General features: G+C 69.5%; 12 protein-coding genes. 8 read left to right on the forward strand and 4 right to left on the reverse strand.

What is annotated here, in order from left to right:
• The first annotated feature begins 14 nt into the window (after positions 1-14).
• The 3 genes from treZ (at position 15) to AC1D1A_RS04425 (ending at position 4,137) form a co-directional block, all read left to right on the forward strand.
• Complete coding sequence (treZ, locus tag AC1D1A_RS04415; RefSeq protein ID WP_476947214.1) at positions 15-1,820, forward strand: malto-oligosyltrehalose trehalohydrolase; 1,806 nt, start codon at positions 15-17, stop codon at positions 1,818-1,820.
• A gap of 15 nt (positions 1,821-1,835) precedes the next feature.
• Positions 1,836-2,876, forward strand: a complete 1,041-nt coding sequence (mgrA, locus tag AC1D1A_RS04420) for an L-glyceraldehyde 3-phosphate reductase (RefSeq protein WP_476850284.1) — start codon at positions 1,836-1,838, stop codon at positions 2,874-2,876.
• 175 nt (positions 2,877-3,051) lie between these two features.
• Complete coding sequence (locus AC1D1A_RS04425; RefSeq protein WP_018773719.1) at positions 3,052-4,137, forward strand: inositol-3-phosphate synthase; 1,086 nt, start codon at positions 3,052-3,054, stop codon at positions 4,135-4,137.
• Between the two features lie 184 nt (positions 4,138-4,321).
• Here AC1D1A_RS04425 and AC1D1A_RS04430 read toward each other — a convergent pair whose 3' ends face one another.
• From AC1D1A_RS04430 to mshA, 3 genes are all read right to left on the reverse strand, one after another.
• Positions 4,322-5,281, reverse strand: a complete 960-nt coding sequence (locus AC1D1A_RS04430) for a hypothetical protein (protein ID WP_476850286.1) — start codon at positions 5,279-5,281, stop codon at positions 4,322-4,324.
• Between the two features lie 179 nt (positions 5,282-5,460).
• Positions 5,461-7,173, reverse strand: coding sequence for a formate--tetrahydrofolate ligase (locus AC1D1A_RS04435; protein WP_476855719.1), 1,713 nt, complete (start codon positions 7,171-7,173; stop codon positions 5,461-5,463).
• A gap of 89 nt (positions 7,174-7,262) precedes the next feature.
• On the reverse strand, positions 7,263-8,528 hold the full coding sequence (mshA, locus tag AC1D1A_RS04440) for a D-inositol-3-phosphate glycosyltransferase (RefSeq protein ID WP_243181048.1): 1,266 nt from the start codon (positions 8,526-8,528) through the stop codon (positions 7,263-7,265).
• Positions 8,529-8,655: 127 nt separating this feature from the next.
• Between mshA and AC1D1A_RS04445 the strand changes: the two genes are divergently transcribed.
• Positions 8,656-9,183: an N-acetyltransferase family protein gene (locus AC1D1A_RS04445; RefSeq protein WP_476931088.1), complete on the forward strand. Its 528-nt coding sequence runs from the start codon at positions 8,656-8,658 to the stop codon at positions 9,181-9,183.
• Between the two features lie 68 nt (positions 9,184-9,251).
• Here the strand turns inward: AC1D1A_RS04445 and AC1D1A_RS04450 are convergent, their stop codons facing one another.
• Positions 9,252-10,727 carry a family 4 glycosyl hydrolase gene (locus AC1D1A_RS04450; protein ID WP_476947215.1) on the reverse strand — a complete coding sequence of 492 codons (1,476 nt, stop codon included), beginning with the start codon at positions 10,725-10,727 and terminating at the stop codon, positions 9,252-9,254.
• A gap of 93 nt (positions 10,728-10,820) precedes the next feature.
• On the opposite strand from AC1D1A_RS04450, the gene AC1D1A_RS04455 reads away from it, so the two are divergent.
• The 4 genes from AC1D1A_RS04455 (at position 10,821) to tsaB (ending at position 14,741) form a co-directional block, all read left to right on the forward strand.
• On the forward strand, positions 10,821-11,912 hold the full coding sequence (locus tag AC1D1A_RS04455; protein WP_476850291.1) for a carbohydrate kinase family protein: 1,092 nt from the start codon (positions 10,821-10,823) through the stop codon (positions 11,910-11,912).
• 314 nt (positions 11,913-12,226) lie between these two features.
• Positions 12,227-13,447 carry an alanine racemase gene (alr, locus tag AC1D1A_RS04460; RefSeq protein WP_028275756.1) on the forward strand — a complete coding sequence of 407 codons (1,221 nt, stop codon included), beginning with the start codon at positions 12,227-12,229 and terminating at the stop codon, positions 13,445-13,447.
• Positions 13,444-14,070, forward strand: a complete 627-nt coding sequence (gene tsaE / locus AC1D1A_RS04465; protein WP_476947216.1) for a tRNA (adenosine(37)-N6)-threonylcarbamoyltransferase complex ATPase subunit type 1 TsaE — start codon at positions 13,444-13,446, stop codon at positions 14,068-14,070. Before alr ends, tsaE begins: the two co-directional genes overlap by 4 nt.
• Complete coding sequence (gene tsaB, locus AC1D1A_RS04470) at positions 14,070-14,741, forward strand: tRNA (adenosine(37)-N6)-threonylcarbamoyltransferase complex dimerization subunit type 1 TsaB (RefSeq protein WP_476887059.1); 672 nt, start codon at positions 14,070-14,072, stop codon at positions 14,739-14,741. The genes tsaE and tsaB overlap by 1 nt, the downstream gene beginning before the upstream one ends.
• The last annotated feature ends 35 nt before the right edge of the window (positions 14,742-14,776 follow it).

Below are 14,776 nucleotides of genomic sequence, written 5' to 3' on the forward strand. Positions count from 1 at the left end.
AACGGAAGAATGCCATGACCTCGCCTGCACACGGAAGCGACCGCTTCGATCTCTGGGCACCGGAAGCGCAGGACGTCACGCTCCTCGCTGACGGCCGGAAGTACGACATGACCCGCCGCGGCGCGGAGGCACCCGGCTGGTGGACCGCCGCCGGGGCGCCCGCCGCCGGGGACGTGGACTACGGCTACCTGGTGGACGGGGATCCCACCCCGCTGCCGGACCCGCGGTCCCGCCGCCAGCCCGCGGGCGTGCACGCGCTCTCCCGCACGTTCGACGCCGGAGAATACCAGTGGGCTGACGGCCAGTGGGCGGGGCGGGAGCTCAAGGGCGCCGTCATCTACGAACTCCATGTGGGCACCTTCACGCCGGAGGGAACACTGGACGCCGCGGCAGGGAAGCTGGCGTACCTGGCGGAGCTGGGCATCGACTTCGTCGAGCTGCTGCCGGTCAACGGGTTCAACGGCACCCACAACTGGGGCTACGACGGTGTCCTCTGGTACGCCGTGCACGAAGGCTACGGCGGACCCGCCGCGTACCAGCGCTTCGTGGACGCCGCCCACGCCGCCGGCCTGGGCGTCATCCAGGACGTCGTCTACAACCACCTCGGCCCCAGCGGCAACTATCTTCCCCGGTTCGGGCCCTACCTGAAATCGGGGGAGGGCAACACCTGGGGCGACTCGGTTAACCTGGACGGCCCGGAGTCGGACGAGGTGCGCCGCTACATCCTGGACAACGCCGCTATGTGGCTGCGCGATTACCACGTGGACGGCCTGCGCCTGGACGCCGTGCACGCCTTCAAGGACGAGCGCGCCGTGCACCTGCTGGAGGACTTCGGCGCCCTCGCCGACGAAATAGCCGCCGAGACCGGACGCCCGGCCACGATGATCGCGGAATCGGACCTGAACAACCCGCGCCTGCTCTACCCGCGGGACACCAACGGGTACGGGCTGGCCGGGCAGTGGAGCGATGACTTCCACCACGCCGTCCACGTCAACGTCAGCGGCGAAACCACCGGCTACTACGCCGACTTCGACTCGATCGGGGCGCTGGCCAAGGTCCTGGAGCGCGGGTTCTTCCACGACGGCAGCTACTCCAGCTTCCGCGCCCGCCACCACGGCCGGCCCATCGACCCGGCCCAGGTCCACCCCGCCGCGCTGGTGGTGTGCAGCCAGAACCACGACCAGATCGGCAACCGTGCCACCGGGGACAGGCTGTCCCAGACCCTGGGCTACGGGCCGCTCGCGCTCGCCGCCGTCGCCACCCTGACTTCGCCGTTCACGCCCATGCTGTTCATGGGCGAGGAATACGGGGCCACCACCCCGTGGCAGTTCTTCACCTCCCACCCGGAACCGGAGCTGGGCAAGGCGACGGCCGAGGGCCGGATCAGGGAGTTCGAGCGCATGGGCTGGGACCCCGCCGTCGTCCCCGACCCGCAGGATCCGGAGACCTTCACCCGGTCCAAGCTGGACTGGGCCGAGGCCTCGGGAGGGGACCACGCCCGCCTCCTGGAGCTGTACCGGGCGCTCATCGCGCTGCGCCGCACCACGCCGGACCTGACGGAACCCGGTTTCGAGGACACCGCCGTCGACGTCAGCGAGGACGAGGGCTGGCTGCTGCTGCGCCGCGGCCGCACCGAGGTGGCGATGAACTTTTCCGCCGAGGCGCGGCGGGTCCCGGTCCGCGGGGCGGCCCTGGCCCTGGCAACCGACGACGGCGTCCGGCTGGACCCGGCTTCCGATGCTGAACCCGCTCCTGGCGGCGCGGCGCCGGCCACACCACTGCATCTACCCGGCCACAGCGCCGCGGTACTCACCCACTAAGGCAGGATATGACGTATGACATATTTGGCAGCTGATACCCGCTACGACTCCATGCCCTACCGCCGCGTGGGGCGCAGCGGCCTGAAACTCCCGGCCATCTCACTGGGCCTGTGGCACAACTTCGGCGACGACAAGCCGTTCGAGATCCAGCGCGCCATCCTGCGCCGGGCCTTCGACCTGGGCGTCACCCACTTTGACCTCGCCAACAACTACGGCCCGCCCTATGGCAGTGCCGAGACCAACTTCGGCCGCCACTTCAAGGACGACTTCAAGCCGTACCGCGACGAGCTGATCATCTCCAGCAAGGCCGGCTACGACATGTGGCCGGGCCCGTACGGCAACTTTGGCTCCCGCAAGTACCTGCTGGCCAGCCTGGACCAGTCGCTGGGCCGGATGGGCCTGGACTATGTGGACATCTTCTACAGCCACCGCCCGGACCCCGAAACGCCGATGGAAGAAACCATGGGCGCCCTGGACCAGGCCGTGCGCTCCGGCAAGGCGCTCTACGCAGGCATTTCGTCCTACACCCCGGAACAGACCATCGAGGCCGCGGGGATCCTCAAGGAACTCGGCACCCCGCTGCTGATCCACCAGCCCAGCTACTCCATGCTCAACCGCTGGACCGAGAACGGCAGCCCCAACCTCTTCGAGGCGCTGGAGCAGGTGGGCGCCGGATCCATCGCGTTCTCGCCGCTGGCCCAGGGCATGCTCACCGACCGCTACCTGAAGGGCATTCCGGCCGACTCCCGGGCCGCCCAGCACAAGTCCCTGGGCGAATCCATGATCACCGAGGAGAAGCTGGACCGCGTGCGCGGGCTCAACCGGATCGCCGAGGGCCGCGGGCAGACGCTCGCGCAGCTGGCCATCGCCTGGATCCTGCGCGATCAGGGCAAGGGCTCGTCGGTCACGTCCGCACTGGTGGGCGCGTCCAGCGTCCGGCAGCTTGAGGACACCTTGTCTGCGATCAACAACCTGGATTTCACGGCCGATGAGATCGACGCGATCGATGAGTTCGCCGTCGAATCAGATATCAACCTGTGGGCCCAGAAGTCGTAGGCATCCGCAGTTAACACAAGTGCCGGGGCCGCCGGGGAACAACCGCGGCCCCGGCGGCGTTGACTAGACTACTAAGGGCGCCTTACGGCGTCGTGTCCGCCTGCCGCCCGCACAACTGATGCAGTACCTCAGAGTGCGGCCGCGCCGGTCACCCTTGTTTCTCAAAAGGAGTTCCGTGTCTTCACATCCGATTCGTGTTGCAATCGTCGGCGTAGGTAACTGCGCCGCTTCGCTGGTCCAGGGCGTCCAGTACTACAAAGATGCCGACCCCAAGGCCACGATCCCGGGCCTGATGCACGTGGAGTTCGGCCAGTACCACGTCGGCGACGTCCAGTTCGTTGCCGCGTTCGACGTCGACGGCAAGAAGGTGGGGCAGGACCTGTCCGACGCCATCCTGGCCAGCGAAAACAACACCATCAAGATCGCCGACGTCCCGCCGACCGGCGTCACGGTCCAGCGCGGCCACACCCTGGACGGCCTGGGCAAGTACTACCTCGAGACCATCGAGCAGTCCCCGGAGGAGCCGGTCGACGTCGTCCAGGCTCTCAAGGACGCCCAGGTTGACGTCATGGTCTGCTACCTGCCGGTCGGCTCCCAGCAGGCCGCCGAGTTCTACGCCCAGTGCGCGATCGATGCCGGCGTGGCGTTCGTCAACGCCCTGCCGGTCTTCCTGGCCGGCACCAAGGAGTGGGCGGACAAGTTCACCGCCGCGGGCGTGCCGATCGTGGGCGATGACATCAAGAGCCAGATCGGTGCCACCATCACGCACCGCGTCATGGCCAAGCTGTTCGAGGACCGCGGCGTCACCCTGGACCGCACGTACCAGCTGAACGTCGGCGGCAACATGGACTTCAAGAACATGCTCGAGCGCGACCGCCTGGAGTCCAAGAAGATCTCCAAGACCCAGGCCGTTACCTCCAACGTCGAGGCCGAGCTCGCCGCCAAGGACGTCCACATCGGCCCGTCCGACTACGTCCAGTGGCTCGATGACCGCAAGTGGGCCTTCGTCCGCCTTGAGGGCCGCAACTTCGGCGACGCCCCGGTGTCGCTGGAATACAAGCTCGAAGTCTGGGACTCGCCCAACTCCGCCGGCGTGATCATCGACGCCATCCGTGCCGCCAAGATCGGCCTGGACCGCGGCATCGGCGGCCCGCTGGTCTCGGCGTCGAGCTACTTCATGAAGTCCCCGCCGGAGCAGTTCAACGACGACCTCGCCCGTGAAAAGGTCGAGGCCTTCATCCGCGGCGACCTGGAGCGCTAACCGCCCCCGCTGCCGCCCTGCCTCTGGACGCTCCCTCACGTTTGGCGTGTTCCAACCCGACGCTCCCTCACCAATGGTGGGGGAGCGTCGTCGTTTTCGGATTGGGTCCGGGATGCTCCCTCACCTTTGGCCGATACCGACCCGATCCTCCCTCACGTCTTGCAGACATCGGCGGCTCGCTGCCTCAGATTGCGCTGGAAAAGCCAGCTGCGGCCGGCGGGCTGAGGTATGAGGTGCGGAGGATTCGCTTCATCTTGGTGACGGCGCCGGAGAAGCCATCCGCGAGGTCATCTTTTGTCAGGACGAGCACTGTCCATCCGGCTGCCTCGAAGGCCTTGTCACGGCGGCGGTCGCTGAAGATCTGTGCGGGGAGCAGGTGGTGCCCGCCGTCGTACTGAACCGCCAGCCGCCGACGGCGATACCCAAGGTCCGCCGTCGGCGCGGCAGGACTGTCCGGTCGCAGCGGGAGCTGCAGTTCCGGTTCCGGGAGCCCGGCGTCGCACATCGCCAGCCGCAGCAACGTCTCCGGCGCTGAATCCGAGCCCACGCGCATCAAGTCCAGTGCGGCACGGGCGCGGACGATTCCCTGCAGGTTCGGGTGACGGCCCACCATCCAACGCAGCTCATCGATGGTCGCAAAGGGATCACTGCGCCCTTCCAACCCCAGTCGGGGAATCCGCACCAGCTCATCACCCAGGCAGACCAACTCCGGCAGGCTCAACCGCAGGGCGAGGTCGAGCCACGTCCGGGAGCGCGTGCTGATCCGGATCCCGTCCACTGTCTCGACCTCGCCCTCCAACGCAAGAACCGTGTGTCCGAGAATGCCTTTGCGCCGGACCTCCGGGAGCGCCCGCGGCTTGCTCAGGTGTAGCTCCTCCGAGTCCGAGAGCCAAGGAGGCAATATCTGGCATCGGAGCCTGGCAGCGGTGACGTGGGAGATCCAGGCGCCGGGCGACGCTGCGGCCAACGCACGAGCCGCCGCCTCCAGCTCGAAGTCCCAATCCGTGGGCCGGTAGAGACCCCGGCTGATGTGAATTACGTCGGAGTGCCTGAGCCTGGTTCTCGGCACTCCCAAGGACCTTGCATCCGCGATGGTAAAGGGTGCTGCGCTGAGTGGACCGGGAAGCTTCGTAGGCTTTTCCATGCTGGCATTTTGAACCTATTTGGAGAGCCGCGCAGGAGTTATCCACAGATGTCCCGGATCGGCCCGCGGCGGCAGGCGCAAGCGCCGCGCCGGACCTGAGGGAGCGTCGGTTGGGGAGTTGCCGGACCTGAGGGATCGTTGGTTGGGGGGATGCAGGAGGGGAGGGAGCGTCAGGCGGGTTAGAAGAGGCCGACCGGGTTGCCGGCGTCGTCGACGTCCATCCGCATCGCTGCCGGCACCTTGGGCAGGCCCGGCATGGTCATCACGGCGCCGGTGAGGGCAACGATGAAGCCCGCACCGGTCTTGGGGATGAGATCCCGGACGTGGATGGTGAAGCCCTTGGGCGCGCCGAGGCGGGTGGCGTCGTCGGTGAAGGAGTACTGGGTCTTCGCCATGCACACCGGCATCCCGGACCAGCCGTTCTTCTCGATCTCGGCCAGCCGTTTGAGCGCGGGCACGGAGAAATCCACGCCGTCGGCGCCGTAGATCTCCTGCACGATGGTCCGGATCTTGTCCTCCACGGACATCTCCAGCGGATACAGGTGCCGGAAGCCGTGCGGGGCGTCGATCGCGGCCGCCACCTTCGCCGCGAGCTCGTCGCCGCCGTCGCCGCCACCGCCGCGGCCCCAGACATCGGCCACCGCGGCCTGGACACCCTCCGCGGCGCACCACTGAAGCAGCCAGTCCAGCTCCTCGGCGGTGTCCGTGGCGAATTTGTTGACCGCCACGACCGGGGTGATGCCGAACTTCTCGACGTTGCGGATATGGCGCCGCAGATTGGCGACGCCGGCGGCCAGCGCCTCCACGTTGGGCTCCTTGAGCAGGTCTTTCGGCACGCCGCCGTGCATCTTGAGCGCCCGGACGGTGGCCACGAGGACGACGGCGGACGGGGCGACGTCGGCCATCCGCGCCTTGATGTCCATGTACTTTTCGGCGCCGAGGTCCGCGCCGAACCCCGCCTCGGTGATGACGATGTCCGCAAGGCGGCGGGCCGTCTGCGTGGCGATGAGGGAGTTGCAGCCGTGGGCGATGTTGGCGAAGGGCCCGCCGTGCACCAGCGCCGGGGTACCGGCGATGGTCTGCACGAGGTTGGGTTTGATCGCGTCCTTGAGCAGCATGGTCAGGGCGCCCTGGACGCCGAGGTCGGCAACGGTGACGGGCCGGCGGTCGTAGGTGTAGCCGAACGTGATCCGGCCGAGCCGGTCGCGCAGATCGTTCAGGTCCGTGGCGAGGCAGAACACGGCCATGATCTCCGAGGCCACGGTGATGTCGAAGCCGTCCTGCCGCGGCGTGCCCTGGGCGGGCCCGCCGAGGCCGATCACGACCTCCCGGAGGGATCGGTCGTTCATGTCCAGGACGCGCTTGAACGTCATCCGGCGCGGATCGATGTTGAGTTCGTTGCCCTGGAAGATGTGGTTGTCCACGAGGGCCATGAGGGCGTTGTTCGCCGAAGTGATGGCGTGGAAATCGCCCGTGAAGTGCAGGTTGATCTGGTCCATCGGCAGCACCTGGGAGTAGCCGCCGCCGGTCGCGCCGCCCTTCATGCCCAGGATGGGGCCGAGCGAGGGCTCGCGCAGCGCGATCATCACGCTGTGCCCGGCCCGGGCCAGGGAATCCGCGAGCCCCACCGTCGTGGTGGACTTGCCTTCGCCGGCGGGGGTGGGCGACATCGCGGAGACCAGCACCACCTTGCCGGGCGCGCGCACGGGGGCGCCCGCCGGAACGGTCAGCTTCGCCGGGTCGATCTTGGCCTTGTAGGGTCCGTAGAATTCCAGCGCGTCCGGGGCGATGCCGGCGGCCGCCGCAATCTCCCCGATCGGCTTCATGACTGCCCGCTGGGCAATTTCCAGGTCGCTGGGGACGTTGTTCCCGGCAGTGGTGGTCTCAGACATCGTTGTCCTTCGGCTCGTGGCGTCGGCGGGTTTGTCCCGGTCCGGTGTTGCCGGGCGGGGTTGGAGCGGGCGGAGGTGGTGGAACCGGTTCAGGGTGTGTGGCCCACCGGGATGGTCAGGCTTCCAAAATACTGGCTTACGGCGGTGTGGTAGCTCTCCAGCGTAATCGCGGCGGTGCGTTGCCAGCCGAACTCCTGGGCATGGATCGCGGCGGCGCGCCCCATGTCGGTGCGGGTTTGGGTGTCGTCGAAGAGCGACTCGAGGGCGTCCGCCCAGTCGCTGGCCTTGTGGCCCTCGATCAGCATCCCGGTCCGTCCGTCCTGGACGGCGCGGGAGAGGCCGCCGACTTTCGTGGCGAGGACCGGCGTCCCGCAGGCCTGCGCCTCCAGCGCCACCAGGCCGAAGGACTCGCTGTAGGAGGGCATCACCACCACGTCGGCGGACCGGTACCAGCCGGCCAGCTCCGGGGCGTTCACCGGCGGGTGGTGGGTGGCGACGTCGTCCATTCCGGCGGCGCTGATCAGCGTCTTGAGGTTGAAGTCCTTGGCGCCGCTGACGGCCCCCAGGATGGTCAGCTGCAGGTCGATGTCCGGGCGCCGGGAGCGCAGGAGCGCCGCCGCCTTGATCAGGATCTGCGGGCCCTTGAGCCGCTGGATCCGGCCCGCGAACAGCAGATGGAACTTGCCAGGGGCGATGCCGTGCTGGGCCCTGGCCCGGTTCCTGAAGGCCGGCGTGAAGACGGCCAGGTCCACGCCGGGCGGCGCGACGTCGATGTGGTCGATGTCGGCGTTGTAGTGCGAGACCAGCTCGGCCGCTTCGGTGCCGGTATTGGCGATCAGCCGGGTGGCGCCGTCGACAATCCGGTGCTCGCCGTCCTCACGCCGCCGCGGCTCGGGCTGTTCGCCGGACTCGAGGAGCTGGTTCTTGACCTTCGCCATCGTGTGCATGGTGTGGACGAGGGGCAGCCGCCACAGCTCCGCGAGCTCCAGCCCGGCCACCCCTGAGACCCAGTAGTGGGAATGGATGACGTCATACCGGCCGTGCGGCTGGAGCTGCCGGATCCGGTTGATCTCGGCGACCATGCTGTGCAGCAGCCCCGGGAGCTCCTCCTTGGGCAGCTTACGGGGCGGGCCGGCGAGGACGTTGTGCACGCACACGCCCGGGGACGGGTGTTCGACGGCGGGCTGCGTGGCCGAGGTGGACCGGGTGAAGATCTCCACTTCCACGCCGGTTTCGGCGAGGGCGGCGGCCAGCGCCCGGACGTACACGTTCATGCCGCCGGCGTCACCGGAGCCGGGCTGTTCCATGGGCGAGGTGTGCAGGGAAAGGAAAGCGACGCGGCGGATCAGCGACACGGTTCCCCTTTCCTCTGCCCATTTCTTTCTGCCCAATGCATGTCGATAAAACATTACTCCTGAAGTGCCGCCCGGTTCACGGGCCCGTTCGGTTCGCAGACCGGGGCGTGCTGCTAACGTGGCCGCTGTGAACACAACGACAGGACAAGAACCTGCAGCCGGCTGGACCATCCGGGAGGCCCGCCCGGAGGACTGGCCGGGCATCTGGGCGATCCTGGAACCCGTCGTCCGGGCCGGGGAGACCTTCACCTGGGACCGGGACACCGCCGAGGACGAGGCCCGCGCACGCTGGTTCAAGCAGGCGCCGGGCCGGACGTTCGTCGCGGTTGCCTCCGACATCGGCGCGGTTCTTGGCACCGGCGAGCTGCACCCCAACCAGGGCGGCGGCGGCAGCCATGTGGCCAACGCGGGTTACATGGTCCACCCGGGCCAGGCCGGCCGCGGACTGGCCCGGGCCCTCTGCGCCTATTCGCTCGACGCCGCGCGCGACGCCGGTTTCCGGGCCATGCAGTTCAACGCCGTGGTGGAAAGCAATGTCCGGGCCGTGGCAGCGTGGAAATCCATGGGCTTCGAGGTGCTCGCGACCATTCCCGAGGCATTCAACCACCCTGAACTGGGCTACGTGGGCCTGCACGTGATGTACCGAAAGCTGTAGGGTTGCCGGCCCGGTGCCGCGGGACGCCGGGACGCTGATGTTGGCGGGCCGTTAAGGCCCGCGGGCAGCTACGGCCCGCCGTGCCAGAGACGGCCTAGTTCCGGGAAGGCTGCTTCATAGCCGGCCAGCAGTTTTCCGGCGAGGTCATCCGAGTCCACGAGCGGATGCCTGGCGAACGCGGCGAGGGCCGCCTCCCGCCGGCCGGTCGTCGCCGCCTCCACCACGAGCCGTTCGACGTCCTTGACGCGCCGCAGCAGCTCCAGTTGCGCCGGTCCCGGGCCGTCCTGCGGGACTGGCTCGGCGCCGTCGGGCGTCACCCGGCACGGAACTTCGACGACGGCGTCGGCCGGCAGCCCCGGGACAGCCGGCACCACCTGCGCTCCGGACCCGGCGCCGCCCGCTTCCGGGCCGGCGGGCGCCGCTTCCGGGCCGGCGGACCCGGGCGTGGTGACGGCGTTGCGCGTGTTGAGGATCAGGTCCGCCGGGCCGCCGCCGGAGAGGGCGCGCATGGCCGCCAGCGCCACCCGCTCGTAGCCGCCGCCGGCGAGGTCGGTCTCGTCGCGGCGTTCGCCCGAGGTGCGGGCCTCCGCGAGGTAGCCCTCCTCGCGGGATCTGCGGGCATCCTCCCACAGCGCAAAAGCCTCGGCTCCGGCGGCAGCCAGGCGGGGATAGAGTTCGGTCTGCTGCCGGGCGATCGATTCCCCCCGGGTCTGACCTGCGGCGCGCATGCCGGCCACCGCCCGAACGGTGTCGTAGTAGTAAAATAGATATTCATTCGGCAGGCAGCCAAGGCTGGCCAGCAACCCGGGCGGGAACAGCCGGCCTTCCTCGAATTCCGACAGCGCCGCAGGGTTCGCGAGCAGTGCCGGGAGGGCGTCCCGGCCCCCGGCCTCCAGCCGGTACAGCCAGCCGAGGTGGTTCAGTCCGTAGTAGCCCACGCCGTCGAGCGTGCCCTCGGGCAGCGCGACGCCGGCGGCACGCGCCGCACGGTGCACCAGGCCGCTGGCGGAGTCGCAAATCCCGATCACCCTGGGACCGAGCACGGGGACCAGGGCCTCCGTGACCATGCCGGCGGGGTTGGTGAAGTTGAGCAGCCACGCCCCGGGGCAGCGGCTCCGCATTTCCTCCGCGAGCCGCAGCATCGGCGGAATGGAGCGCAGCGCGTAGGAGATCCCGCCGGCGCCGGTGGTTTCCTGGCCCAGGAGTCCGAGGTCCAGGGCGATCCGCTCGTCGGCGGTCCGGCCGGCGGTGCCGCCGGGCCGGATGGCGGCGAAGACCATGTCGGCGCCGTCCAAGGCCTCGGGGAGCGAGGACACGGCACGGATCTGCGGGCCGGAACCCTGCGGGCCGGAACCCGGCGGGCCGGAACCCGGCGGGCCCTGCTGGGCCAGGGAGGCCAGGACCGCCTCGATGGCCGCCAGCCTGGTGGGGTCGACGTCGTAGAGCACCAGCTCCCGCACCAGCCCCGCGAAAGGCCCGGCAGAGAGCGCCCGGTAGACCAGGGGGACGCGGAAGCCGCCCCCGCCGGCGATCGTGAGCCGCATGCGGACAGTCTATTCCCCGCCCTGTTCGCCGCCGGTTTGGGCCCCGCATTCCCCTGGTATCCCTCGACGGCGGTACGGCGTAATGTGCCGTATATGGACGCGACCCCGGCGCGGCGATTTGATCCGCTCTCTGCCGTCCGCAGCCCGGCCGCGGACGGATTCGACTTGCTCCTGACCGGGACCGTGTTCCAGGACATCATCTTCACCGGGCTGCCCCACGCGCCGCAGCCCGGCACGGAAATCTGGAGCGACGGGATGGGCAGCTGCCCCGGGGGCGTTGCCAATCAGGCCATCGCCGCCTCCCGGCTGGGACTGCGGACCGGTCTTGCCGCCGTGTTCGGCGATGACGGCTACGGTGACTACAACTGGAAGATTCTGGCCGCCCAGGAACACGTGGACCTGTCCCTGTCCCGGCGTGTTCCGGGCTGGCATTCGCCCGTCACGGTGTCCCTGAGCGTGGAGAAGGACCGGTCCATGGTGACGCACGGGCACCCGGCGCCGGTGACCTCCACCGAGCTGGTTGGATGCCCGCCGCCGGCGCTCGCAGCCGTTGCGGAGCTGGGGGAGGAACTCGAACCGTGGGCTGTCGACGCGCACAAGAACGGGGTCCAGCTGTTCGGCGATGTCGGCTGGGACCCCACCGGCGCGTGGTCCTCGACCCGGCTGGACCATCTGAAGTATTTCCACGCTTTCATGCCGAACCAGCACGAGGCCATGAACTTCACGGGCTGCGACGACCCCTGGTCCGCCCTGTACTCGCTTGCGGACCGGGTTCCGGTGGCGGTGGTCACCCTCGGCGCCCAGGGATCCATGGCCGTGGATTCGGAAACGGGGGAGGAGGAGTGGGTCCCGTCCCTGCCGGTCCGGGCCTACGATCCCACCGGCGCCGGTGACTGCTTCGGTGCGGCCTTCATTGTCGGCTCCCTGGCCGGCTGGCCGCTGGGAGACCGTCTCCGCTTCGCCAATCTGTGCGCCGCCTTGGCCGTCCAGGAGGTGGGCGGCTCGCTGGCCGCGCCCGGCTGGGGCGACATTGCCGACTGGTGGCAGCGGGCCAACGCACGGAAGGAACGGCAAAGCAGCCAATGGCTTCGCCGCTACCGCTTCCTGGAAGAGATCGTGCACGACGTCCCGCCCGAGGCGCAGCGGCGCGCGACGGCGACCATCGCCCACCAGTCCGACGCGTAGACGGGCGGGCGCGGCTGGGCTTTCGTGGCTGGCACCAATGGGCATGTCCTCCGTTGCGGCCGGATTCGTGGGCATGGACCCGTTCTGCGCGGCCTTGGGCGTGAAGATTGGGCATGTCCCGGGGTGGGGGGGCGGCCGGATTTGTGCCACCAGTGGGCATGTCCTCCGCTGGGGCCGGGGCGGGGGCATGGACCCGTTCTGCGCGGCCTTTGGTGTGAAGATTGGGCATGTCCCGCGGGGAGGAATGGGCATGTCCAGCGGTGGCCGGGCCCGGCCGATTATTCGGCCCGCAGCGCCGCGCCTAGAATCGTTAGGTGACTTACCAAGCAGCAACAGGCGATCTCCTGCCCGGTTCGGCGGCAGTGCCGGCCCACGCTGAGGAGCGCTCAGCCGTAATCGATCTCGACGCCATCCGGCACAACGTCCGCCGCATCGCAGCGGTGGCCTCACCCGCGCAGGTCATGGCCGTGGTCAAGGCCGACGCCTACGGGCACGGCGCCGTCCAGGTGGCCCGCGCGGCCCTCGGCGCGGGGGCCAGCTGGCTTGGCGTCGCCCACATCTCCGAGGCCCTCGCCCTGCGCGCCGCCGGGATCGAGGCGCCGCTGCTGGCCTGGCTGCACACCCCGGACAGTAACTTCGCCGCCGCAGTGGCCGCAGGAATCGACATCGGCTGCTCGGGCTGGGAACTGGACCGGATCGTGGCCGCAGCCCGCGAGCAGGAACGGCCCGCCCGCGTCCACCTGAAGGTCGACACCGGGCTCGGCCGCAACGGCGCAACCCTCGACGCCTGGGACAGCCTGGTCGGCGAAGCCATGGAACACCAGGACCAGGGCCTGCTCCGGGTCGTGGGGATCTTCTCCCACCTGGCCGTCGCCGACGAACCCGAACGGCCCGAAACCGACGAGCAGCTCGCCGCGTTCCGCCAGGTCCTCGCCGTCGCCCAGGACGCCGGCGTGGACCCCGAGGTCCGACACCTCGCCAACACCCCGGCCACCCTCTCCCGGCCGGACACCCACTTTGACCTGGTCCGCGTGGGGCTGGGCCTGTACGGGCTGTCACCCTTCGAAGGGCAAAGCCCGGCCGAACTCGGGCTGCGCCCGGCCATGACGGTCCGCACGGTGGTCTCGCACTGCAAGGACGTGCCCGCCGGGCAGGGCGTTTCCTACGGGCTGAACTACCGCACGGACGGCGTCAGCACCCTCGGGCTCATCCCGCTGGGCTACGCCGACGGCGTGCCGCGCATCGCCACCGGCGGCCCCGTCCGGGTCGAGGGCGTGAACTATCCGGTAGTGGGTCGCATTGCGATGGACCAGATGGTGATCGACCTCGGACCCCGCCACGTGGCGGCCGGAGGCCCGAGCATCCTCGGCGCCGAGGCAGTGCTGTTTGGCGACGGCGCCGACGGCGGACCCACGGCAGATGACTGGGCCAAGGCCGCCGGTACCAACAACTACGAGATCGTCACCAGGATCAGCCCCCGCGTGCCGCGCCGCTACCTGAACGAAGAGCCCTCCACCGGCGAAGAGCGGCCGTGAGCGCGCCCGCGTGGGAACGGAGCCTTGAGGTCCACACGGCGGCGCAGACGCATGCGCTCGCCGCGGCCCTCGGCGCCGTGCTGGAAACCGGCGATCTGCTGGTCCTGACCGGCGAACTGGGTGCCGGCAAGACCACGTTCACGCAGGGGCTGGGGGAGGGCCTGGGAGTGCGGGCCGGCATTATCTCGCCGACCTTTGTCCTGGTGCGCATCCACCCCAACCTGCCCGGAGGACCCCGGCCGGGCGGACCGGACCTGGTGCATGTGGACGCCTACCGGCTGGAGTCGGCCGCTGAAATCGACGACATCGATCTTGAAAACACCATGGACAGCGCCGTGACCGTGGTCGAGTGGGGCCGCGGCCGGGTTGAGCACCTCAGCGACAGCCGGCTGGAGGTGGAACTCCACCGCACCCGCGGAGGCGCCGCCGCTTCCGCCGAAACCCCCGAAGCCCCCGCCGAAACCGGCGCCAGTCCCGTTCTGGATTTCGACACGGACGACGACGACGAGCCGCGGACCGTCGTGATCCGCGGCTTCGGTCCGCGCTGGGCTGAAGCGCCGACGCTGCCCGGTGCCGAGCCCCTGCCCGGGACCACGCCCCAGACCCCGGAACGGAATCCCTGATGCTGATCCTCGCCATCGACACCTCAGCTGTCGCCAGCGCCGCCCTGGTCTCCGATGATGCGCCGGAATCCGTGCTCGCCAGCTTCGCCACCGAGGACACGCGCACCCACGCGGAGGTCCTGGCCCCGGGGATCGACGGGCTCCTGGCTGAGGCCGGCGTCAGCGGCCACGACGTCGACGCTATCGTCACCGGCGTCGGCCCCGGCCCGTTCACGGGACTGCGCTCCGGGATCGTCACGGCCCGCACCCTTGCCTTTGTCTGGGGCAAGCCGCTGTACGGCGTCATGAGCCTGGACGCGATCGCCCTGGAAGTAGCCGAATCCACCGACTCGGCCGCGGAGTTCATTGTCGCCACCGATGCGCGCCGCAAGGAAGTGTACTGGGCCCGGTACACCCTCTCCGATGCCCAGCTGCCGCATCTGGAGGACGGCCCGCACGTGGGATTCGCCGCGGACCTGCCGGATCTGCCCGTGTACGGTGCAGGGGCAGGAATCTACTCCGAGGCCGTCAAGGCGGTCGCGGAATTCAGCACCCGCCAGCCGGAGGCCCTCTCGCTCGGCCAGTTCGCACTCGCCCGGCTCTCCGCCGGGGAACAGCTCCTGGACTCCACCCCCCTGTACCTGCGCGAATCCGACGCCCAGGTGCCCGGACCCCGAAAGCGTGCCCTGTGAGCGCGGAGCGAGCCGTCCGGCTGCCCGGCGGAGTC

The organism is Arthrobacter sp. P1_B9 (assembly GCF_056406495.1).

What these genes read in the sequence shown, in the direction of transcription:
- treZ (WP_476947214.1), top strand. Translation starts at nt 15, where the DNA reads ATGACCTCGCCTGCACACGGAAGCGACCGCTTCGATCTCTGGGCACCG.
- mgrA (WP_476850284.1), top strand. Translation starts at nt 1,836, where the DNA reads ATGACATATTTGGCAGCTGATACCCGCTACGACTCCATGCCCTACCGC.
- AC1D1A_RS04430 (WP_476850286.1), bottom strand. Translation starts at nt 5,281, where the DNA reads ATGGAAAAGCCTACGAAGCTTCCCGGTCCACTCAGCGCAGCACCCTTT.
- AC1D1A_RS04435 (WP_476855719.1), bottom strand. Translation starts at nt 7,173, where the DNA reads ATGTCTGAGACCACCACTGCCGGGAACAACGTCCCCAGCGACCTGGAA.
- AC1D1A_RS04450 (WP_476947215.1), bottom strand. Translation starts at nt 10,727, where the DNA reads ATGCGGCTCACGATCGCCGGCGGGGGCGGCTTCCGCGTCCCCCTGGTC.
- AC1D1A_RS04455 (WP_476850291.1), top strand. Translation starts at nt 10,821, where the DNA reads ATGGACGCGACCCCGGCGCGGCGATTTGATCCGCTCTCTGCCGTCCGC.
- tsaB (WP_476887059.1), top strand. Translation starts at nt 14,070, where the DNA reads ATGCTGATCCTCGCCATCGACACCTCAGCTGTCGCCAGCGCCGCCCTG.